The organism is Kribbella sp. NPDC003505 (assembly GCF_040610875.1).
Taxonomy (GTDB): Bacteria; Actinomycetota; Actinomycetes; order Propionibacteriales; family Kribbellaceae; genus Kribbella.
In genome coordinates this window covers 55,015-74,337 of the sequence record NZ_JBEXNA010000020.1, presented here as the reverse complement: position 1 = coordinate 74,337, position 19,323 = coordinate 55,015, and the positions used below count along the sequence as shown (strand labels likewise).

20 protein-coding genes are annotated in these 19,323 nt (G+C 70.1%); 8 read left to right on the top strand and 12 right to left on the bottom strand.

Annotation, left to right across the window (positions count from 1 at the left end; all coding sequences use genetic code 11):
- The first annotated feature begins 64 nt into the window (after window positions 1-64).
- The 3 genes from nhaA (at window position 65) to ABZX12_RS41815 (ending at window position 2,704) form a co-directional block, all read left to right on the top strand.
- Window positions 65-1,279, top strand: a complete 1,215-nt coding sequence (gene nhaA, locus ABZX12_RS41825) for a Na+/H+ antiporter NhaA (protein ID WP_355701042.1) — start codon at window positions 65-67, stop codon at window positions 1,277-1,279.
- A gap of 52 nt (window positions 1,280-1,331) precedes the next feature.
- Window positions 1,332-1,775, top strand: coding sequence for a phage holin family protein (locus ABZX12_RS41820; protein WP_355701041.1), 444 nt, complete (start codon window positions 1,332-1,334; stop codon window positions 1,773-1,775).
- Between the two features lie 116 nt (window positions 1,776-1,891).
- Complete coding sequence (locus ABZX12_RS41815; protein WP_355701040.1) at window positions 1,892-2,704, top strand: alpha/beta hydrolase; 813 nt, start codon at window positions 1,892-1,894, stop codon at window positions 2,702-2,704.
- On the opposite strand, the gene ABZX12_RS41810 is transcribed toward ABZX12_RS41815, so the two are convergent.
- Genes ABZX12_RS41810 through nth form a run of 6 tightly spaced genes read right to left on the bottom strand, consistent with a single transcriptional unit; the run spans window position 2,667 to window position 7,185 of the window.
- The gene (locus ABZX12_RS41810) at window positions 2,667-3,326 is read right to left on the bottom strand and encodes a hypothetical protein (protein ID WP_355701039.1); all 660 of its coding nucleotides are present in this window, start codon (window positions 3,324-3,326) and stop codon (window positions 2,667-2,669) included. The two genes, ABZX12_RS41815 and ABZX12_RS41810, sit on opposite strands and share 38 nt — an antisense overlap.
- 1 nt (window position 3,327) lies before the next feature.
- Window positions 3,328-3,813 (bottom strand): SigE family RNA polymerase sigma factor, encoded by a 486-nt coding sequence (locus ABZX12_RS41805; RefSeq protein WP_355701038.1) that lies wholly within the window; start codon window positions 3,811-3,813, stop codon window positions 3,328-3,330.
- 42 nt (window positions 3,814-3,855) lie between these two features.
- The gene (locus ABZX12_RS41800; protein WP_355701037.1) at window positions 3,856-5,034 is read right to left on the bottom strand and encodes a MarP family serine protease; all 1,179 of its coding nucleotides are present in this window, start codon (window positions 5,032-5,034) and stop codon (window positions 3,856-3,858) included.
- On the bottom strand, window positions 5,031-5,801 hold the full coding sequence (locus ABZX12_RS41795; RefSeq protein WP_355701036.1) for a CoA pyrophosphatase: 771 nt from the start codon (window positions 5,799-5,801) through the stop codon (window positions 5,031-5,033). Before ABZX12_RS41795 ends, ABZX12_RS41800 begins: the two co-directional genes overlap by 4 nt.
- A complete protein-coding gene (locus ABZX12_RS41790) occupies window positions 5,798-6,409 on the bottom strand; it encodes a TlpA disulfide reductase family protein (protein WP_355701035.1) in 612 nt (203 codons plus the stop codon). The genes ABZX12_RS41795 and ABZX12_RS41790 overlap by 4 nt, the downstream gene beginning before the upstream one ends.
- Window positions 6,406-7,185, bottom strand: coding sequence for an endonuclease III (gene nth, locus ABZX12_RS41785; RefSeq protein WP_355701034.1), 780 nt, complete (start codon window positions 7,183-7,185; stop codon window positions 6,406-6,408). The genes ABZX12_RS41790 and nth overlap by 4 nt, the downstream gene beginning before the upstream one ends.
- 211 nt (window positions 7,186-7,396) lie before the next feature.
- Between nth and ABZX12_RS41780 the strand changes: the two genes are divergently transcribed.
- On the top strand, window positions 7,397-8,074 hold the full coding sequence (locus ABZX12_RS41780; RefSeq protein WP_167203704.1) for a Crp/Fnr family transcriptional regulator: 678 nt from the start codon (window positions 7,397-7,399) through the stop codon (window positions 8,072-8,074).
- A 108-nt stretch (window positions 8,075-8,182) separates the two neighbouring features.
- Here the strand turns inward: ABZX12_RS41780 and ABZX12_RS41775 are convergent, their stop codons facing one another.
- The 5 genes from ABZX12_RS41775 to ABZX12_RS41755 form a co-directional block, all read right to left on the bottom strand.
- Entirely contained in the window at window positions 8,183-9,133 is a 951-nt protein-coding gene (locus ABZX12_RS41775) for a type IV toxin-antitoxin system AbiEi family antitoxin domain-containing protein (protein WP_355701033.1), read from the bottom strand.
- A gap of 182 nt (window positions 9,134-9,315) precedes the next feature.
- A complete protein-coding gene (locus tag ABZX12_RS41770; RefSeq protein ID WP_355701032.1) occupies window positions 9,316-10,086 on the bottom strand; it encodes an MBL fold metallo-hydrolase in 771 nt (256 codons plus the stop codon).
- On the bottom strand, window positions 10,083-10,913 hold the full coding sequence (locus ABZX12_RS41765; protein WP_355701031.1) for an NUDIX hydrolase: 831 nt from the start codon (window positions 10,911-10,913) through the stop codon (window positions 10,083-10,085). The genes ABZX12_RS41770 and ABZX12_RS41765 overlap by 4 nt, the downstream gene beginning before the upstream one ends.
- A 118-nt stretch (window positions 10,914-11,031) precedes the next feature.
- Complete coding sequence (locus tag ABZX12_RS41760; protein ID WP_355701030.1) at window positions 11,032-11,493, bottom strand: RidA family protein; 462 nt, start codon at window positions 11,491-11,493, stop codon at window positions 11,032-11,034.
- Window positions 11,490-11,651 carry a hypothetical protein gene (locus tag ABZX12_RS41755; protein WP_166679940.1) on the bottom strand — a complete coding sequence of 54 codons (162 nt, stop codon included), beginning with the start codon at window positions 11,649-11,651 and terminating at the stop codon, window positions 11,490-11,492. The genes ABZX12_RS41760 and ABZX12_RS41755 overlap by 4 nt, the downstream gene beginning before the upstream one ends.
- A gap of 84 nt (window positions 11,652-11,735) precedes the next feature.
- Here ABZX12_RS41755 and ABZX12_RS41750 point away from each other — a divergent pair, with 84 nt between their 5' ends.
- From ABZX12_RS41750 to ABZX12_RS41735, 4 genes are all read left to right on the top strand, one after another.
- Entirely contained in the window at window positions 11,736-12,686 is a 951-nt protein-coding gene (locus ABZX12_RS41750) for an ArsA-related P-loop ATPase (RefSeq protein ID WP_355701029.1), read from the top strand.
- Entirely contained in the window at window positions 12,683-13,804 is a 1,122-nt protein-coding gene (locus tag ABZX12_RS41745; RefSeq protein ID WP_355701028.1) for an ArsA family ATPase, read from the top strand. Before ABZX12_RS41750 ends, ABZX12_RS41745 begins: the two co-directional genes overlap by 4 nt.
- 96 nt (window positions 13,805-13,900) lie before the next feature.
- On the top strand, window positions 13,901-16,252 hold the full coding sequence (lon, locus tag ABZX12_RS41740; RefSeq protein ID WP_355701027.1) for an endopeptidase La: 2,352 nt from the start codon (window positions 13,901-13,903) through the stop codon (window positions 16,250-16,252).
- 131 nt (window positions 16,253-16,383) lie between these two features.
- Entirely contained in the window at window positions 16,384-18,780 is a 2,397-nt protein-coding gene (locus ABZX12_RS41735; protein WP_355701026.1) for a transglycosylase domain-containing protein, read from the top strand.
- A gap of 50 nt (window positions 18,781-18,830) precedes the next feature.
- On the opposite strand, the gene ABZX12_RS41730 is transcribed toward ABZX12_RS41735, so the two are convergent.
- A complete protein-coding gene (locus ABZX12_RS41730) occupies window positions 18,831-19,298 on the bottom strand; it encodes a GatB/YqeY domain-containing protein (protein ID WP_355701025.1) in 468 nt (155 codons plus the stop codon).
- Between the last annotated feature and the right edge of the window lie 25 nt (window positions 19,299-19,323).

The window sequence follows — 19,323 nt, the reverse complement described above, 5'->3', positions numbered from 1 at the left end:
TCGGCAGGTGTGCCGGGAAGTCTGGTCGGCGTCCGTCCGACCGACCCCGAAACGAAGGGCCGAGATGAGCCAGCACCCTCGGATCCGGCAGAAGAAGCGCGCCTTTCCCCGCATCCTCGGGCGCGAGCGGGCGTTCCTCGCCGAGACGTTGCGCGCCGAGACGACCGGCGGCCTGTTGTTGCTCGCGGCCACGGTGGTCGCGCTGGTCTGGGCGAACTCCCCCTGGCAGGACGCGTACCACCACCTGAGCGACGCCGAGCTCGGCCCGCTGAGCGTCGAGGCGTGGGCGTCCGACGGAGCACTGACGCTGTTCTTCTACCTGGCCGGCGTCGAGCTCAAGCGCGAACTGGTGGTCGGCACGCTGTCGAAGCTCAACGAGGCGGTCGTGCCGGTGGTCGCGGCGATCGCCGGAATGGTGCTTCCGGCAATCATCTACCTGGCCGTCAACCTGGTCGCGGACGACGGCAGACCGCAGGGCTGGGCAGTGCCGACGGCGACAGACATCGCTTTCGCGCTCGCCGTCCTGGCGATCGTCGGCTCGTCGCTGCCGAGCGCGCTGCGGGCGTTCCTGCTGACGCTGGCGGTGGTCGACGACTTCGGCGCGATCCTGGTGATCGCCGTGTTCTTCTCGCACGGATTCCACCTGCTCCCGCTGCTCGCCGCGATCGCCCTGATCGCCCTCTGGTACCTGCTCCAGCGCCGCCGCGTCCGGACGCCGTTCCTGTACGTGCCGATCGCGGTCGCGGCCTGGTGGTTCATGCACGAGTCGGGCATCCACGCCACGATCGCCGGCGTCGCGCTCGGCCTGGTCACCCGCGTGGTCGCCGATCCCGGTGAGGAGCACGCGCCGGCCGAGCGGATCGAGCACCGGCTGCGGCCGTGGTCCGCGGGCGTCGCCGTACCGCTGTTCGCGCTGTTCGCCGCCGGGGTGACCTTGAGCGGCAGCGCCGTACGGCAGCTGCTGACCGACCCGGTCGCGATCGGCGTGGCCGCCGGGCTGCTGGCCGGGAAGTCGATCGGGGTGTTCGGCGGATCGTGGCTGACCGCCCGCTTCACCCGGGCCGAGCTGAACTCCGATCTGGCCTGGCGCGACGTCGGCGCGGTGTCGGTGCTGGCCGGTATCGGCTTCACGGTCGCGCTGCTGATCGCGCAGCTCGCGTTCGGGTCGGACGCTGGCCAGGTCGAGCGCGCGAAGGCCGCCGTCCTGATCGCCTCGGTGGCCGCCGCACTGATCGCGTCGCTGTTGCTGGCTCGCCGAAACCGCGCGTACGCCGATTGACCGGCGGCACGGACTGTAGTGTCGGGGCACGGACGTGCGGGAAGGAGTTGCGATGTCGATGGGACAGAACGGGGACGAGCCCACGGTCGGTCAGCTGGTCGCGAACGTCAGCAAGGATCTGTCCAGCCTGGTTCGCAGCGAAGTGGAGCTGGCGAAGACCGAGCTGAAGAAGACTGCGGCAGCGGCCGGGACCGGAGCCGGGATGTTCGCGGCGGCCGGGTTCCTCGCGCTGCTCGCGATCATCCTGCTGAGCATCGCCGCGGCGTACGGGCTCACCGCGGCCGGCTTGCACCCGGCCATCGCGTTCCTGATCGTGGCCGGCGCGTACCTGCTGATCGGCGTGATCCTGGTGCTGGTCGGGATGCGCGCGCTGAAGAGCGCGAAGGGTCCGCAGCGCACGATCGACAGCGCGAAGGAGTCGGTCGAGGTCCTGAAGGCGATCGGCAAGGGCACCGAGGAGCACCCGGCCCTGCCCGAGCCAGGCGTACGGCGCTGAGCCCGGCTGGAGTCGTCGACCTGCTGGTCGACGGCCCCTGGTCGCACTCGCTGGTCGCGGCCAACGGGGCCCGGTTCCACGTCGCGGAATGTGGTGCGGCGGACGATCCGCTCGTCGTGTTCCTGCACGGCTTCCCCGAATTCTGGTGGGCCTGGCGGCATCAGCTGCCCGTCGTCGCGGCAGCCGGGTTCCGCGCGGTGGCGATGGACCTGCGGGGATACGGCGCCAGCGACAAGACGCCGCGCGGCTACGACCCGTACACCGCGGCGGCGGACGTGTCCGGGGTGATCCGCTCGCTCGGCGCGACGGATGCCGTGCTGGTCGGGCACGGATGGGGCGGGTTCATCGGGTGGTCGGCCGCCGTCCTGACGCCGCGACAGGTCCGTGGACTGGCCGCCGTGTCGGCGCCGCACCCCTTGCTGCTGACCCGGTCCGGGCAGACGAAGGCGTTGACGCGGAGCGCGTGGTTCCAGCTGCCGATCCTTCCCGAGCGCCGGCTGCTCGCGCACGACGGGATCCACATCGAGCGCCTGCTCCGCGCCTGGGCCGCACCGGGCGGGACGTTCCCCGACGCGGAAGCGTCGCGCCGCTACCGGGCCGCGCTGCAGGTCTGGCCGGCGCCGCACTGCGCGCTCGAGTACCACCGCTGGTTCGCCCGGTCCCGCTTGCGGCCGGACGGGCGGAAGTACTCCGCGAAGATGCGCACACCGGTCGCCGTACCCGTCCTGCAACTCCAAGGCGCTCAGGACGCCGCGGTGTCCCCGACCGCGACCACACCCCCGGACCTGGTCAGCGCACCGCTCCGCCACGAACTCATCACCACCGCCGGCCATTTCCCGCACGAAGAGACGCCCGACACCTTCAACCGCGTGTTGCTCGACTGGCTGCGCGCTACCAGCTCGCCGAAGTCGACGACACAGTCGCAGTGACCACCCAGCTTGGGCCCCGGTGCTCCACGCGGTACGTCGCGGCCTTCCAGTGGTTGCAGTCGTGGTTCAGACTCACCCAGGCCTCGACGTGGTCTCCCTTGTCGACCACATCGGCGATCTCCACCACTCCGACCCGGTTGTCCCGGCACGTCGGTGGCGCCGGCTGCATGTCCCCGCCGAACCGGAGCGGTGCGATCTTGCGCAGCGAGGAGGTGATCATCTCCCGTTGGTCCGCGGAGATCGGCGGTCCCTTGCGGGCGCGCGCCGTCCCGACCTCGGCCCCGTCCAGCAGGATCACCGACTGCCAGGCGCCGGGATTCGGCTTCACGCTGCGCAGCAAGGTCTCGAGAGAGGCGCTCCAGATCAGCGAGTCGTCATAGGCGGTCCGCGTCGGCGCCGGGGTTGCTGCCGGTGGCGCTGAGTCGACGGCCCCGACCCGGCTGACGCCGTAGAGGGCCCCGACGAGGATCGCCAGTACGGCGGCCGCGGCCAGCAGGACCGGGAGCGGACCACGGTGTCGCGGCGGCTCCGCTACCTCGGGCAGGTAGTCGGCGAGGTGCTCGTGGTCGGCGAAGGTTTCGCGGAGCAGGTCGCCGAGTTCGTCGTCGGTCAGCTTGGGCATGTCAGTTCGCCTCCTCGGCGGACAGGTGGTCGCGCAGGGTCGCCAGGGCGCGGGCGGCGTTCGAGCGGACGGTGGCGGGGCTCACGCCGAGGATCTCGGCGATGTCGGAGTCCGCAAGGTCCTCGTAGTACCGCAGGACCAGGACCGCGCGCTGCTTGCGCGGCAACCGGGTGAGCAGCCGCCAGGTGGCGTCGCGTTGCGCCTGCCGGGCGCCGAGGTCGAAGTCCGCCGGACGCTCGATCGGCTCGGCGAGCGGCACTTCGCGGTTCTTCAGCAGCCGCCGCCACCCGAGGTACTCGTTGACCACCATGGTCCGCAGGTACGCCTCGGGACGCTCGAGGCCGCCGATCCGCTCCCACTGCCGGTGGGCCCGGGCCAGCACACTCTGGACCAGGTCCTCAGCGTTGTGTCTGCTCCCGGACAACATCAGCGCCAGGCGCAGCAGCCGATGCTCCGTCGAGCGCACCACGTCGTCCAGCGAAGTCACCGTCACACCTCTTCAATGCGGCGACCGGCGGAAGGTGCTGCATCACGTGCAGGATTGGGTGGAGACCTCTTGCGTGGCCCCGGCTCCGGCGCGGGCGTCGGCCGCGACCTGTTGCGCGGTGAGGACGTAGCCGGTGCGGTTGTCCTCGACCGAGGCCGCGAACACCACGCCGTACACGACGCCCTTGGCGGACAGCAGCGGGCCGCCGGAATTGCCCGGCCGGACCGAGGCCCAGATCGAGAACGCCTCGCGGGTGACCGTCTTGTCACCGTAGATGTCCGGGCCGCGGAGCCGTTCCTCCGAGCGGATCCTGGCCGGCTCGGAGTCGAACGGACCGTTCTCCGGGTAGCCGAGCACGACCGCCGGGTCGTCGGCCTTGCCGGTGAGGTCGAACGCCAGCGGCTTCACCGACTCGCTCAGGTCCTTCACATACAGCACGGCGATGTCGGTCTCGGGGTCGAACACCACGACCTTGGCGTCGTACTTCTTGCCGCCCACCTCGACCCGCGGCGAGCTGACCCCGGCGACCACGTGCGCGTTCGTCATCACGCGCTTGGGCGCGTACACGAAACCGCTGCCCTCGAGTCCACGCGAGCAGCTGGCGACGCCGGTGACCTTGGCGATCCGGCTGTACGCGTCCCGGACGGACTGCTGCCGCGCGATCGCGCTGTCCGGTGGCTGCGTCTCCCGGATCCGCTCCGGGACGAACGGGTCCAGGAACCGGGGGAACAGGTCCGTGTTCACCACGTCGTTGAACGACTGCAGTGCGCGGTCGGCGCTGTCCGGCAGGACTTCGTCGGTCTTGGCCAGCACCTGCGAACCGCGGACCGCCGACGTCACGCTCGGGATCCGCGCGCCGCTCACCGCGACACCGAGCACCCAGGCGACGATCAGCACCGACGCGGCCGCCAGCGCGGCGCCGCCGAGCGCGTCCAGGAACCGGATCGGCTTCCAGGACAGCTTGTTCCGGACCCGGGAGCCGACCAGGGCCCCGAGTGTTCGCCCGATCGAGGCGAGCAGGACGACGAGCACCAGCGCCACGAACGAGACCGTCACGCTCGGGGAGAAGTTGTCCAGGACCTTCGGCACGCCCCAGACGCCGAGCGCGGCGCCGCCGAGCAGGCCGATCGTGGCGCAGGCGCCCAGTACGAATCCCTCGACGTATCCCGAGATCGCCACCAGCGCTGTGACGATCAGCAACGCCCAGTCGAGCTTGCTCACTCCACACCTTCCGGCTCGGGACCCTGCGTATGGCCGAGGTCGTGCTCGATCGCTGTCATCCGGCGAACGTCCGCCGGCCGTCGCCCCTCGCTCCGCCAGGCCGCCTCGACCAGCCGGTCGGGCAACGGTACGACGTGCGAGGGGTCCCAGTCGCGGTACCAACCGCCGAGCTGCAGCAATTTGTCGAGCAGACCGGCCGTGAAGCCCCAGATGTAGAGGTTGCCGATCGTGAACGCCGGGCCGGTGAAGCCGCTCGGGTGCAGGCAACTGATCCGATTCGCCGGGTCGGCGAGCGCGCTGATCGGCACCTCGTGCACGGACGCGACCTCGGCCGGGTCCACGACCGCGACCGGCGACGGCTCCCGCCACCAGGCCAGCACCGGCGATACACCGAAGTTGCTCACCGGAACCCACAGCGCCGGCCAGATCCCGAACGGCACCACACCGTCCGGGTCGAGGCCGGTCTCCTCCTCGGCCTCCCGCAACGCCGTCCGGACCAGACCGCTGTCGCCGGTGCCGTCCTCCGGGTCCGCGCCGCCGCCCGGGAACGCCATCTGCCCGGCGTGCTTGCGCAGCGTCCAGGCCCGCTCGGTGAGCAGCACCTCCGGACCGTCGTTGCCCTCGGCAAGCAGAATCAGCACGGCGGACTTGCGCACCGACGGGTCGTCCGGCGGCAGGAACCGGGACAGCACGTTCGGATCCACATCCTCGGACGCCTTGGCCAACGGCCGCAGCCAGTCCGGGATCCCCACGTCGGAGAAGATCATGGGGTCACTTCCAGCTTGTCTTCGACGAGCTGGTCGAGCTGCTGCTGGGAGGTGAGTACGCCGCGGTGCACGTACGCGACCGCGCCGTCGCCGTCGACGAAGACCGTCAACGGCGGACCGCCGACCTTCAGCGCGCGCTGGATCGCCTTGTCCCGGTCGACCACGTGCGGGTACGCCAGGCCTTCCTCGCTCGCGAACGTGACCGCGAGCTCCGGCCGCGGGTCGTCGTAGTCGATCCCGAGCATCGACACCTTGCCCGACTTCGCGAGCGCGGCCAGGTACGGCGCCTCGTCGCGGCACGGTCCGCACCACTGCGCCCATACGTTGATCACCAGCGGCCCCCGTAGGTCGGCGAGCCGGACATCGGGACCGGAACCGAGGCACGGCAGGCTGACGTCCGGCAGTCCGTTGCCGACCGGCGGCTTCGAGGGCGCGGCCGGGCACGCCTCGAGCTTGTCCGCACCCGCCACCGCGGTCCGCCCGGACGACGGCGTACCGCTGTCATCGGCTCGCTCCGATCCACACGCCGCCAGTGTCACCGACAGCACCAACGCGACCGCCCCGACGAGGGACGGCCGCGGGCTGCGGAGCGGCGTACCGGATCTCATGCTGGGGTCTTCACCAGCTTCGCGGCGGTCTCGGGGTCGGTGGGGCCGGCGCCGTACGACGGGCACCACTGGGCGATCGGGCAGGCGCCGCAGGCCGGCTTCTTGGCGTGGCAGCGGCGGCGGCCGTGGAAGATCAGCCGGTGCGACAGCATCGTCCAGTCCTTCTTCGGGAACAGGTCGCCGACGATGTGCTCGACCTTGACCGGGTCCTCCTCTGCGGTCCAGCCGAACCGGCGGACCAGGCGGCCGAAGTGGGTGTCGACGGTGATCCCAGGGACACCGAACGCGTTGCCGAGGACGACGTTGGCGGTCTTCCGGCCGGTGCCGGGGAGCTTCACCAGCTCGTCCAGCTTGTTCGGCACGACGCCGTCGTAGTCGTCGACCAGGGCCTGGCCGAGCTTGATCACACTGTTGGTCTTCGCCCGGAAGAAGCCGGTCGGCTTGAGGATCGCCTCCATCTCGTCCCGGTCCGCCTCGGCGTACGCCTGGGCGGTCGGGTACTTGGCGAACAGGGCCGGGGTCACCTTGTTCACCGTGACGTCGGTGGTCTGGGCGGACAGGATGGTGGCCACCAGCAGCTCGAGCGGGGTGGTGAAGTCCAGCTCGCAGTGCGCGTCCGGGTAGGTCTCGGTCAGCACCTTGTGCATCTTCCGCGCCCGGCGGACCAGTTGGGTGTGGGTCTCCTCGACGAACACCGGGGCCTTGCGGGGGAGTTTCAGCGGGACCAGGACGGCTGATTCGGCAGAGGCGGGAGCCTCGACACGCTGGGTCGGCATGGAGGCCAGCCTACGTCCGGCCACCGACAGGCGCCGGGCGGATCCGGGAGGCGTCCTGGAGAGTGCTCCGGCGAGTCCGGACGGGCCTACGTGGCGGTGCCGACACCCGAGGGGCTACGGTTTTGTGGCGACCGGGTGTACACATATCGGTCGACGGACGTGGCCGATCCCACGTCCGGAGTCGTGGTCGAAGGTCCTAGGAGGCCCAGAAGTGGATGCCGCAGTGCTCCGACAGGCACCGCTGTTCAGTCAGCTCGACGACGAGGCGGCCGACGCGCTGGCAGCCTCGATGACCGAGAGCCGGCTGCGCCGCGGCCAGGTGCTGTTCCACGAGGGTGATTCCGGTGACCGGCTGTTCATCGTGGTCGAGGGCAAGGTCAAGCTGGGCCGCACCTCCGCCGACGGCCGGGAGAACCTGATCGCCGTGCTCGGGCCGGGACAGATGTTCGGTGAGCTGTCGCTGTTCGACCCGGGACCGCGGTCCGCGACCGTCACCGCCGTCACCGACGCCTCGCTGATGTCGCTGACCCACGACGAGCTGCTCCGCTGGCTCGACGGCCGCCCGGCGGTCGCCCGCGGCCTGCTCCTGCAGCTGGCCTCCCGGCTCCGCAAGGTCTCCGACGTGGTCGCCGACCTGGTCTTCTCCGACGTACCGGGCCGGGTCGCGAAGGCCCTCCTGGACCTCGCCAGCCGCTTCGGCCGCACCGCCGACGACGGCGTCCACGTCCACCACGACCTCACCCAGGAGGAGCTCGCCCAACTGGTCGGCGCCTCCCGCGAGACCGTCAACAAGGCCCTCGCCGACTTCGCCTCCCGCGGCTGGGTCCGCCTGGAGCCCCGCTCCGTCGTCCTCCTCGACGTCGACCGCCTCCAGCGCCGCGCCCGCTGACCGACCCCGCCCGCATTTGGCTGGCTAACCACCGCATTTGGCTGGCTAACCAGCGAGCTGGTGGGTTCTGCACCCGGGTTCAGGGTGGAGAACCCGTTACTTGGGTGGTCAACCAGCGAGCGACGTACGGCGTGCTCGAGCGAACGCCTCGCGGATAGTTGCCGCGGTGCGGGCCGGCTGCTCCAGGTCGGCCCACGTCAGCCGGATCACCTGGAGCCCTAGAGCCCGCAACCGGTCCTCGCGGCGTTTCTCGTCGATCAGCACGTCGCGGTCCGTGTACTTCGTCAGGCCGTCGAACTCGACGACCGTCCGAAACTCGGGAAAATAGAAGTCGACCCGACCGACGAAGCCGGCGGCGTCATGGAACACGGCTTGGAGGACCGGTTCGGGCAGCCCTTCGAGGTGCATCAACACCCGCAGCCGAGACTCGGCGACCGATTCGGCCAGCGGATCGGCGAACGCCAGCGCGGACCGGATGTTCGGCCCGCCCGGCCAGAACTCGGTGAACTCGCGCACGCGATGCAGGTCGTCGGGGGAAACGCGCCCGCTGCGCAGTACGGCGTCCGCACTCACCACAGCCGCCTCGAACGACGACGTACCGGCGGTCTCGGCCAAGGCCCGCGCGACCGCGGTGACGGCCAAGCCGTCGACCTCGTCGAGATCCGCACCGGTCAACTGCCCGCGGTGGTGCCTGACTCCTGCCATCCGCCCGCTCCGCCAGCCGGCCGATCTGGTCAGCTGCACCTCGGCGAGGTCGGCGCCCCAGACCGGCAGGCCGTGCATGACGAGCGCGGAGTGATGACTGACCACCGCTGTCCCTGGACGCATCGAATTCATGGCTGCGTGGACCAGACGCCGGTGCAGGTAGATGTGACGGTCCCATGGCTGCAGGTGCAGAAGATCGGTCCGCTCGGCGTACTGTCCGTGGCGGACTCGTTCCCAATGACCGGTGCGGAGCCGCTCGTGGATCTGCTCAGGCGTCCAGCCGGCATCGAGGGCTTGCCGCCGACTGAACACGCCGCCCTGCCGGGCCGCAACGGACTGGAGCGTTGACTTCACCCTCCCAGCATCGCCGCTGTCGCCCCCGCGCGGGCTCCCCTCAGCCGTCCTGTGGATAACCGATTTGAGTGGTTGGCCAGCGAGGTTGGGGGTTCTCCACCCGCAATCAGGGTGCAGAACCCCAAAGCTCCTGGGTCAGCCAGCGAAATTGATGGGTCTGCCAGCCAAATGGCAGTTTGGGGTCAGGGTTGGGTGAGGTAGTCCAGCTGGGCCCGCACCGAGCGTTCGGCGGCGGGCCAGAGGGTTTTGTCCACGTCGGCGTAGACGTGTTCGACGATGGACTCGGGGGTGGTGTGGCCCTCGGCGATCGCGGTGCGGACCTGGTCGAGGCGTTCCCGGCGGTGGTCCAGGTAATAGGTGAGGACGCCGGTGGGGTCGTCCACGACGGGGCCGTGGCCGGGGAGCAGGCGCAGGACGCCGGCCGGGGTGTTGGCGAAGGCCCGGAGGCGTTCGAGGGAGTCGAGGTACGGGCCCAGGGCACCGTCCGGGTGCGCGACCACCGACGTACCGCGGCCGAGGACCGTGTCGCCGGTGAGCAGCGAGCCGTCCTGCGGGAGCCAGAAGCACACCGAGTCCAGGGTGTGGCCCGGCGTCGGGAGCACCTCGACGCGGAGGCCGTCGACCGTGATCACGTCGCCCTCGGCCAGGCCGTGCGCGTGGTCGGTCGGGATGCGGAACGCCGGGTCGACCGCGCGGACGCCGCAGCTGGCCTGGTTGGCGAACCACGCGGCGCCCTCGGAGTGGTCCGGGTGCTTGTGCGTCAGCAGGACGACGGCGACCTGGCCGGACTCGTCCAGGACCGCGCGCAGGTGGTCCTCGAGCAGCGGGCCGGGGTCGACCACCACCGAGCGCTCCCCGTCCGGGGCGCGCAGGATCCAGGTGTTGGTGCCGTCCAGCGTCATCGGGCCGGGGTTGTCGGCCCGCACCAGGCTGGCGTACTCGGTGACGTTCATGTGGTCTCCAGATAGGCCTGGTCGCCGTCGACACGAACGGTGGGCATGATCGCCCGGATCGCCCGCTCGCCGGCCGCGTCCAGGATCGCGGCCACGTCGTCGTACTGCGAGAGTTCGTGGCAGCAGACGTACGTCGGGGGCAGCATCAGGACCTCGCCCGCATCGACGGCCGCGACCGCGTCCGCCGGGCGGATCCAGGTGACCTGGTCGGACTCGCTCGTCACGTCCCGCGTGACCTGCCCGGACGGGAGGGCGGCGACGAAGAACGCAGTGTCGTACCGCTTCGGCTCGAACTCCGGCGTGATCCAGTGCGCCCACGGGCCGAGCAGGTCTGCCCGAAGCACGAGACCGCGCCGGTGCAGGAACTCCGAGAATCCCAGCTCCCGGGACTCCAGCGCGACCCGGTCGGCCTCCCAGCCGGCGCCGGTGGTGTCGCCGACGACCGAGTCCGCCGAAGGGCCGGCCAGCAGTACGCCGGACTCCTCGAACGTCTCCCGCACCGCCGCCGCGACGTACGCCGCCGCGGTCTCCGCCGAACACCCGAGCCGCTCCGCGAACCAGGCAGGCGAGGGGCCGGACCACGAGTCCGCCACGGTGGAGTCGGTCGCGTCGACCCGCCCGCCGGGAAACACCGTCATCCCGGCGGCAAAAGCCATCGTCCGCTGCCGCCGCAGCAGATAGACCTCCGGCCCACCGCTGAGCGCGTCGCGGAGGAGGATGACGGTGGAGGCGGGGCGGGGTGCTACCGGTGTTCGGTCGCCGCGGGCGTAGTCGAGCGCCACCTCGGCCATCCGGCCGGTCATCAGCTGCGACTTCAGATCACGCACCGCGGCTCCCGGAACGGCACGCGGAGGGCGTCGCACGGCTTGGCTGAGCGCTCGGACGGCAGGCTGCGGAGGCGACCGGCTCGGGCCGGTCGCCTCGCCTTGCGTGTGTGGCGGTGGATCAGTTGACCTCGACGATCAGCTCGACCTCGACCGGGGCGTCGAGTGGCAGGACCGGGACGCCGACGGCGCTGCGGGCGTGCTGGCCGGCCTCGCCGAAGACCTGGCCGAACAGCTCGGACGCGCCGTTCGCGACCTGCGGCTGGCCGGTGAAGTCGGGCGTGGAGGCGATGAACGCGACCGCCTTCACGATCCGCTTCACTCCTCCCAGGTCGCCGATCTCCGCCTTGACCGCGGCCAGCGCGTTCAGCGCGCACTGCTGGGCGCACTCGCTGGCCACCTCGGGCGTGACGGCGTCGCCGACCTTGCCGGTGGCGATCAGCGTGCCCTCGCGCAGCGGCAGCTGGCCGGACGTGTAGACCAGGTCACCGGTCCGGACCGCCGGGACGTACGCCGCGACCGGCTTGGCCACCTCGGGCAGCTTCAGGCCGAGCTCGGCGAGCTTCTCCTCGGGGTGGCTCATTTGTCCTCGATCTCCCGCTTGAAGTACGCGACCAGGTTCTCCGGGTTGAGGCCCGGGATCACCTGGACCAGCTCCCAGCCGTCCTGGCCGAAGTTGTCCAGGATCTCCTTGGTCGAGTGGACCAGCAGCGGCGCGGTGAAGTACTCGAACTTCTTCATGAAGGGGACTGTACCGAGACCTTCCCCGCCCCATCGCCCCGGTCAGGAACGGTGTGTCCTGCACCACGCCCTACCCTGGGACGTATGGCGCGACTGCACGTGGTGACCGGCAAGGGCGGCACCGGGAAGACCACGGTCGCGGCCGCCATGGCACTCGCGCTGGCCGAGGAAGGCAAGCGCGTCCTGCTCGTCGAGGTCGAGGGGCGCCAGGGCCTCGCGCAGCTCTTCGACGTACCGCCCCTGCCGTACGTCGAGCGCCGGATCGCGCAGGGGCCCGGCGGTGGAGAGGTGTTCGCGCTGGCCGTGGACGCCGAGGCCGCGCTGCTGGAGTACCTCGACATGTACTACCACCTCGGCCGCGCCGGGAAGGCACTGGAGAAGGTCGGCGCGATCGACTTCGTCACCACGATCGCGCCCGGGCTCCGCGACGTCCTGCTGACCGGCAAGGTCTACGAGGCGACCCGCCGCAAGGTGCACGGGCGGCTCGCGTACGACGCCGTGGTGCTGGACGCGCCGCCGACCGGGCGGATCGCTCCGTTCCTGAACGTGAACACCGAGGTCGCCGGACTCGCCAAGGTGGGGCCGATCCGCAATCAGGCGGACGCGATCATGGGCATGCTGCGCTCGGACGTGACCCGGATCCACCTGGTCACGCTGCTCGAGGAGATGCCGGTCCAGGAGACCCTCGACGCGTTCGAGCAACTGGAGGCGCTGGGCCTGCGGATCGGGTCGGTCGTGGTGAACATGGTCCGGCACAGCCCGCTCGACGACGACGCGCTCGCCCTGGCGGTGAAGGAGAAGCTGCCCACCGCCGAACTCACCCGGGGCCTGAAGGCGGCCGGGATCACGATCGGCGCCGACCTGGTGCGGACGCTGGCCGCGGAGGCCCACGACCATGCCATCCGGGTCGGGCTCGAACGCGAGAACCGGGACCGGGTCGATGCCCTGGGCAAGAAAGTGACGGAGCTGATGCTGCAGCCGGAGGGCATCGACCAGGGCACGCTGCTCGATCTGGCAGAGGAGTTCCGGGCATGACCGAGCTCGACCTGGACGCGTTGATCGACGACCCCACGACCCGGATAGTCGTCACCTGCGGCGCCGGCGGGGTCGGGAAGACGACCACGGCGGCCGCGCTCGGGCTGCGGGCCGCGGAACGCGGGCGGAAAGTCGTCGTGCTGACGATCGACCCGGCGCGCCGACTGGCGCAGTCGCTCGGGCTGACCGAGCTCGACAACACCCCGCGGGCGGTGGCCGAGGTCGACGCCGCGAACGGCGGCCGGCTGGACGCGATGATGCTGGACATGAAGCGGACGTTCGACGACGTCGTGCTGCAGCACGCGACGCCGGAGAAGGCCGAGCAGATCCTCGCGAATCCCTTCTACCAAGCGCTTTCCTCGTCGTTCGCGGGCACCCAGGAGTACATGGCGATGGAGAAGCTCGGGCAGCTGCACAAGCAGGCCGAGCGGACCGGCGACTGGGACCTGATCGTCGTGGACACTCCCCCGTCGCGGTCGGCGCTGGACTTCCTGGACGCGCCGGAGCGGTTGGCGTCACTCCTGGAGGGCCGATTCCTCCGGCTGCTGCTGGCGCCGGCGAAAGGTCCGTTCCGGCTGATGTCGGCCGGGGTGAACATGGCGATGTCGGTGCTGAACAAAGTGCTCGGCGCCCAGGTGCTGACCGACGTACAGACGTTCGTGGCCGCCTTCGACACGTTGTTCGGCGGGTTCCGGCAGCGGGCCGAGCAGACGGTCGCGCTGCTCCGGGAGCCGCACACGGCGTTCCTGGTCGTGGCCTCACCGCAGAACGACGCGCTGCGCGAGGCGTCGTACTTCGCCGAGCGGCTGCGCGCCGAGGGAATGCCGCTGGCCGGCGTCGTGCTGAACCGGGTGACGAACACGCAGGCGCCGGAACTGTCGACCGAGCGGTCACTCGCCGCAGCCGAGAAGCTGGAAGAAGCGGACAAGTCGCCGCTGACGGCCGCCGTCCTGCGGCTGCACGCGGACAAGATGCAGCAGGTCGTCGGCGACCACAAGCGCGCCGACCGCTTCCGCCGCGGCCACCGCGCGATCCGCACCGTCGAGGTCCCCGCTCTCGCCGACGACGTCCACGACCTCACCGGCCTACGCCAGATCGGCGACCTGCTGACTGCTTGAATTTTCACTCACAGCGAACGCGCAGGATCCCGGGAATTACTTGCTTACACCTGTGGTTGAGCCTGTCAGACTCAATCTTGAAAAGGGTGTGACAGCGTGACCGATACGTTGAATCTTCCTGTTCTGCCGCTGGACGACGTGGTGGTCCTACCGGGGATGGTCGTGCCGGTCCGACTCGCCGACAGCGAGGCCCGGGCGGCGATCGATGCCGCGCAGGCCGCTGGGCAGGACCAGGTGCTGCTGGTGCCGCGGCTGGACGGGAAATATGCCAAGGCCGGGACGCTCGGTGAGATCGAGCAGATCGGCCGGCTGCCGGGCGGTGCCCAGGCGGCCGTGATCCGTGGGGCCCAGCGGGTCCGGATCGGCGCCGGGACCACCGGTCCGGGTGCCGCGCTCTGGGTGGGCGCGACGGTGATGCACGAGATCACCGACGACCGCTCCGCCGAGCTGGCCCGCGAGTACAAGACCCTGACCACCTCGGTGCTGCAGCGTCGCGGCGCCTACCAGGTCATCGACTCCATCAAGGGCGTCGACGACCCGGCGGAGTTGTCCGACCTGGCCGGCTACGCGTCGTACCTGAGCACCGAGCAGAAGTCCTGGCTGGTGGAGAACGCGAACGTCTCCGAGCGGCTGGAGAAGCTGATCGGCTGGGTGAAGGACCACCTCGCCGAGCTCGAGGTCTCCGAGACGATCCAGAAGGACGTCCAGGAGGGTATGGAGAAGCAGCAGCGGGAGTTCCTGCTGCGCCAGCAGATGGCCGCGATCCGCAAGGAGCTGGCCGAGCTGGACGGCAAGGCCGAGTCCGAGGAAGAGGACTACCGGGCCCGCGTCGAGGCTGCCGACCTGCCCGAGCACGTCAAGAAGGCGGCGCTCGCCGAGGTCGACAAGCTGGAGCGGACCGCGGAGCAGTCCCCCGAGGTCGGCTGGATCCGGACCTGGCTGGACACCGTCCTCGAGCTGCCGTGGAACGAGCGGACCGAGGACAGCTACGACATCCGCGAGGCGCGGGCCGTGCTGGACGCGGACCACGCCGGTCTGGACGACGTGAAGCAGCGCATCACGGAGTACCTGGCCGTACGGCGTCGTCGTGCGGACCGTGGTCTCGGTGTCGTCGGCGGCCGCCGCAGTGGCGCCGTCCTGGCACTCGTCGGTCCGCCTGGCGTGGGCAAGACCTCGCTGGGTGAGTCCGTGGCGCGGGCGATGGGGCGGAAGTTCGTCCGGGTCGCGCTGGGCGGTGTCCGCGACGAGGCCGAGATCCGCGGTCACCGGCGGACGTACGTCGGTGCGCTGCCGGGCCGGATCGTGCGCGCGATCACCGAGGCGGGTTCGATGAACCCCGTCGTGCTGCTGGACGAGATCGACAAGGTCGGTGCGGACTACCGGGGAGACCCGACGGCCGCGCTGCTGGAGGTCCTGGACCCGGCGCAGAACCACACCTTCCGGGACCACTACCTGGAGGTCGAGCTGGACCTGTCCGACGTGGTGTTCCTGGCCACGGCGAACGTGCTGGACTCCATCCCGGCGCCGCTGCTGGACCGGATGGAGCTGGTGCAGCTGGACGGGTACACCGAGGACGAGAAGGTCACGATCGCCCGTGACCACCTGCTCCCGCGTCAGCTGGAGCGGGCGGGCCTGACGGCGGACGAAGTGACGATCGAGGACTCGGCGCTGCGGGTGCTCGCGGGTGAGTACACCCGGGAGGCCGGCGTACGGCAGCTCGAGCGCTCGATCTCGCGGGTGCTGCGGAAGGTGACGGCCAAGCTCGCCCTGGGCGAGGATCTGGGCAGACTGACGATCGGTTCGACCGACCTGAAGGAGTACTTGGGTTCGCCGAAGTTCACCCCGGAGTCGGCCGAGCGGACGGCGCTTCCGGGCGTGGCGACCGGGCTGGCGGTGACCGGTGCGGGTGGTGACGTGCTCTTCGTCGAGGCGTCGCTGGCCGACAAGGAGACCGGCCCGACCGGGGTCACGCTGACCGGACAGCTCGGTGACGTGATGAAGGAGTCGGCGCAGATCGCCCTGTCGTACCTGCGCTCGCACGGCGCGGAGCTGGGGCTGCCGGTCGGCGACCTGGCCGAGCGGAACGCCCACATCCACGTGCCGGCCGGTGCGGTCCCGAAGGACGGACCGTCGGCGGGTGTGACGATGACGACGGCGCTGGCGTCGCTGCTGTCCGGGCGGCCGGTCCGCTCGGAGGTCGCGATGACCGGTGAGGTGTCGCTGACCGGACGGGTGCTCCCGATCGGCGGCGTGAAGCAGAAGCTGCTCGCCGCGCACCGGGCCGGGCTGACCACGATCCTGATCCCGAAGCGGAACGAGCCGGACCTGGAGGATGTGCCGGCGTCCGTGCTCGCGGAGCTGACCGTGCACCCGGTGAGCGACGTCCGCGAGGTGCTGGATCTGGCGCTGGAGCCGGCCGAGGTGCAGAGCCACCAGTACGCCGCGTAACGCCGTACCGAACGAGGGCCCGGGCAGCTGCCCGGGCCCTCGTCCTTTCGGATGAACTTTGTCCAGCGTGCGTGACCGAAATCACACGCGCAGCGGTAACCCGAAAAGCTGATCCCGTAGTCTTTACAACCATGCGCGTCAGGGAGAAGGGCGACCGGGGAGTCGTCCAATCTGTGGTTCTGTTCCTCGGGGTGAGCGTGCTGTCGGGGGCCTTGGCCGCCGGTCTCGCGATCCCCCTGGCCGGGCTGGCCGGGTTCACCACGGAGAAGACTTCCGACACATTGCAGGACCTGCCGCAGCAGTTCGACGAGGTGCCGCTGAAGCAGAAGAGCACCATCCTGGCCGCCGACGGGTCGGTCATCGCCACCCTCGCCGAGCAGAACCGGGTCCCGGTCAAGCTCAAGGACGTCGCGCCGATCATGCAGAAGGCGATCGTCGCGATCGAGGACGACCGGTTCTACGAGCACGGCGCCCTGGACGCGAAGGGCACGTTGCGCGCGCTGCTGCAGAACCAGTCGTCGGGCTCGGTGCAGCAGGGCGGTTCGAGCATCACCCAGCAGTACGTGAAGATCAGCCTGGTCGAGAAGGCGAAGACGCCGGCCGAGGTGGCCGCCGCGACCGCCGACACCTACCAGCGCAAGGTCGCCGAGCTGCGGTACGCGATCGCGGTCGAGAAGCAGTACTCGAAGAACGAGATCCTGGAGAAGTACCTCAACCTCGCCAACTTCGGCGACGGCGCCTGGGGCATCCAGGCCGCCGCCCAGCACTACTTCTCGGTGAACGCGTCCCAGCTGACCCTGCCGCAGGCCGCGATGCTGGCCGGTCTGGTGAAGAACCCGACCGGCTACGACCCGACCAACAACGCCAAGCGCGCCAAGGACCGCCGCGACGTGGTGATCCGCCGGATGCTCGAGCTGCACGTCATCTCGGTCGCCCAGGCCAACTCGGCCCTGAAGACCCCGGTCATCGACCCGGCCAAGGTCCGCCCGAACAAGCTGGGCTGCGCGAACGGCGCGTACCCGTTCTACTGCGAGTACGTCGTCTCGCTGCTCGAGGACAACCCGGCCTTCGGCAAGACGACGGCGGACCGCGCGAACTACATCAAGACCGCGGGCCTGACCATCAGGACGTCGCTCGACCCGAAGATCCAGGCCGACGCGCAGCGCTCGATCGACACGCACTCCCAGACCACCGACCGAGCGGTCGCGGCGATCACGATCGTCGAGCCGGGCACGGGTCTGGTGAAGGCGATGGCGCAGAGCCGTGGTTACGGCAGCAAGCGCGGCCAGACGTCGTACAACTACAACGTCCCGAAGACCTACCCGGGCGGGTTCGGCGGTTGGCAGAACGGCTCGACGATGAAGGCGTTCACGATCGCGGCGGCGATCCAGAAGGGCATCCCGCTCAACTACAAGATCAACTCGCCGAGCCCGATCCACCTCGGCGGCCAGACGTTCAGCACCTGCAGCGGCCCGTACAAGATTCTCGAGGCCTACGACCCGAAGAACTCGACGACCAACGTGCCGATCCCGACCATGATCGAGGCGGCGCAGAAGTCGACCAACACCTACTTCCTGCAGCTCTCGCAGCGAACGGGTCTGTGCTCGATCGCCAAGATCGCCGGCGCCCTGGGGATGTACCAGGCCCAGTCCGGCGAACCGCTCCGGCAGGTTCCCTCGATGACGCTCGGCATCGACCAGATCTCGCCGCTGCAGCTGGCCAACGCGTACGCCGCCTTCGCCGCCCGCGGCATGTACTGCCAGCCGTGGCTGATCACCTCGGTGAAGGACTCGGCGGGCAAGTCGGTGAGCATCCCCGGCGCGCAATGCAAGCAGGCCATCTCGCAGGAGGTCGCCGACGGCGTCAATGCCGTACTCCACCAGGTCATGGAGACCGGCGGTACGGGCAGCAAGCTGAAGTTCGGCAAGAGCGACCTGGCCGGCAAGACCGGAACCATCAACGAGGCCAAGGCCGTCTGGTACGCCGGTTACTCGAGCAAGCTCGCAGCTGCCGCCACCGTGGCCGACGCCTCCCCGCCGTACACCGAACTGCAGGGCCAGACCCTCAACGGCAAGCCGATCCACGACGCGTCCGGTTCGGGGACCGCGGGACCGATCTGGGAGGCCGCGATGAAGGCGGCCCTGCAGGGCTACCCGACGACGAAGTTCGTCGCGCCGTCCAGCCTGATCGAGCGCGGCAACGTGAAGGACCTGCCGTTCGTGAACGGCATGAACCCGGAGGACGCCGCGAACAAGCTGCGCCAGGCGGGCTTTGAGGTCGCGATCGCCTCCGGCACGGTGAACTCCGAGGAGACCGCCGGCACCGTCGCGTACACCGACCCGCGACAGCGTGACGGCGCCCCCGCCGGCTCGCTGGTGACGATCTACGTCTCCAACGGCAGCCAGAAGAACCAGCCGAAGCCGGGGACGACCACCAACACCCCGAAACCACCGCCGACAACGATCAACCCGAACTGCCCGCCCTGGAACCCGAAGTACCCGAACTGCGGCGGCCGCGGCCACGGCTGACAGCACTGAGGGCCTCGTCCACCACGGACGAGGCCCTCAGTCTTGTGTGATCAGGCGCCGAGCTGGCGCTTGACCTCGGCGGAGACGACGGCGCCGTCGGCCTTGCCCTTGACCTTGGGCTGCAGGGCTCCCATGACCTTGCCGATGCCGCGCGGGCCGAGCTCGGCGGCGCCGGTGGCGGCGATGGTCTCGGTCACCAGAGCCTTGATCTCGTCCTCGGTGAGCTGCTCGGGCAGGTACTCGGCGAGGATGTCCGCCTCGGCCTGTTCCTTGTCGGCGAGCTCGGCGCGGCCGGCCTCGCGGTACGCGACGACGGACTCGCGGCGCTTCTTCGCCTCCGAACTCAGCACGTCGACGATCTCGGTGTCGCTGAGTTCGCGGGCCTCCTTGCCGGCCACCTCCGCCTTGGTGATCGCGGTGAGCGCCATCCGCAGCGTCGACTTGCGGATCTCGTCGCGCGCCTTGAGGGCGGCGGTCATGTCGTCGTGCAGGCGCTGCTTCATTCCGGAGTTGGACATACCTGAGATTGTGGCAGGCTGGTGA

Excerpts from the sequence above, each read along its gene's own strand:
- ABZX12_RS41790 (WP_355701035.1), bottom strand. The coding sequence starts at position 6,409 with ATGAGATCCGGTACGCCGCTCCGCAGCCCGCGGCCGTCCCTCGTCGGG.
- ABZX12_RS41770 (WP_355701032.1), bottom strand. The coding sequence starts at position 10,086 with ATGAACGTCACCGAGTACGCCAGCCTGGTGCGGGCCGACAACCCCGGC.
- ABZX12_RS41760 (WP_355701030.1), bottom strand. The coding sequence starts at position 11,493 with ATGAGCCACCCCGAGGAGAAGCTCGCCGAGCTCGGCCTGAAGCTGCCC.
- ABZX12_RS41730 (WP_355701025.1), bottom strand. The coding sequence starts at position 19,298 with ATGTCCAACTCCGGAATGAAGCAGCGCCTGCACGACGACATGACCGCC.
- ABZX12_RS41810 (WP_355701039.1), bottom strand. The coding sequence starts at position 3,326 with ATGCCCAAGCTGACCGACGACGAACTCGGCGACCTGCTCCGCGAAACC.
- nhaA (WP_355701042.1), top strand. The coding sequence starts at position 65 with ATGAGCCAGCACCCTCGGATCCGGCAGAAGAAGCGCGCCTTTCCCCGC.
- ABZX12_RS41795 (WP_355701036.1), bottom strand. The coding sequence starts at position 5,801 with ATGATCTTCTCCGACGTGGGGATCCCGGACTGGCTGCGGCCGTTGGCC.
- ABZX12_RS41745 (WP_355701028.1), top strand. The coding sequence starts at position 12,683 with ATGACCGAGCTCGACCTGGACGCGTTGATCGACGACCCCACGACCCGG.
- ABZX12_RS41820 (WP_355701041.1), top strand. The coding sequence starts at position 1,332 with ATGTCGATGGGACAGAACGGGGACGAGCCCACGGTCGGTCAGCTGGTC.
- ABZX12_RS41755 (WP_166679940.1), bottom strand. The coding sequence starts at position 11,651 with ATGAAGAAGTTCGAGTACTTCACCGCGCCGCTGCTGGTCCACTCGACC.
- ABZX12_RS41750 (WP_355701029.1), top strand. The coding sequence starts at position 11,736 with ATGGCGCGACTGCACGTGGTGACCGGCAAGGGCGGCACCGGGAAGACC.
- ABZX12_RS41735 (WP_355701026.1), top strand. The coding sequence starts at position 16,384 with ATGCGCGTCAGGGAGAAGGGCGACCGGGGAGTCGTCCAATCTGTGGTT.
- nth (WP_355701034.1), bottom strand. The coding sequence starts at position 7,185 with ATGCCGACCCAGCGTGTCGAGGCTCCCGCCTCTGCCGAATCAGCCGTC.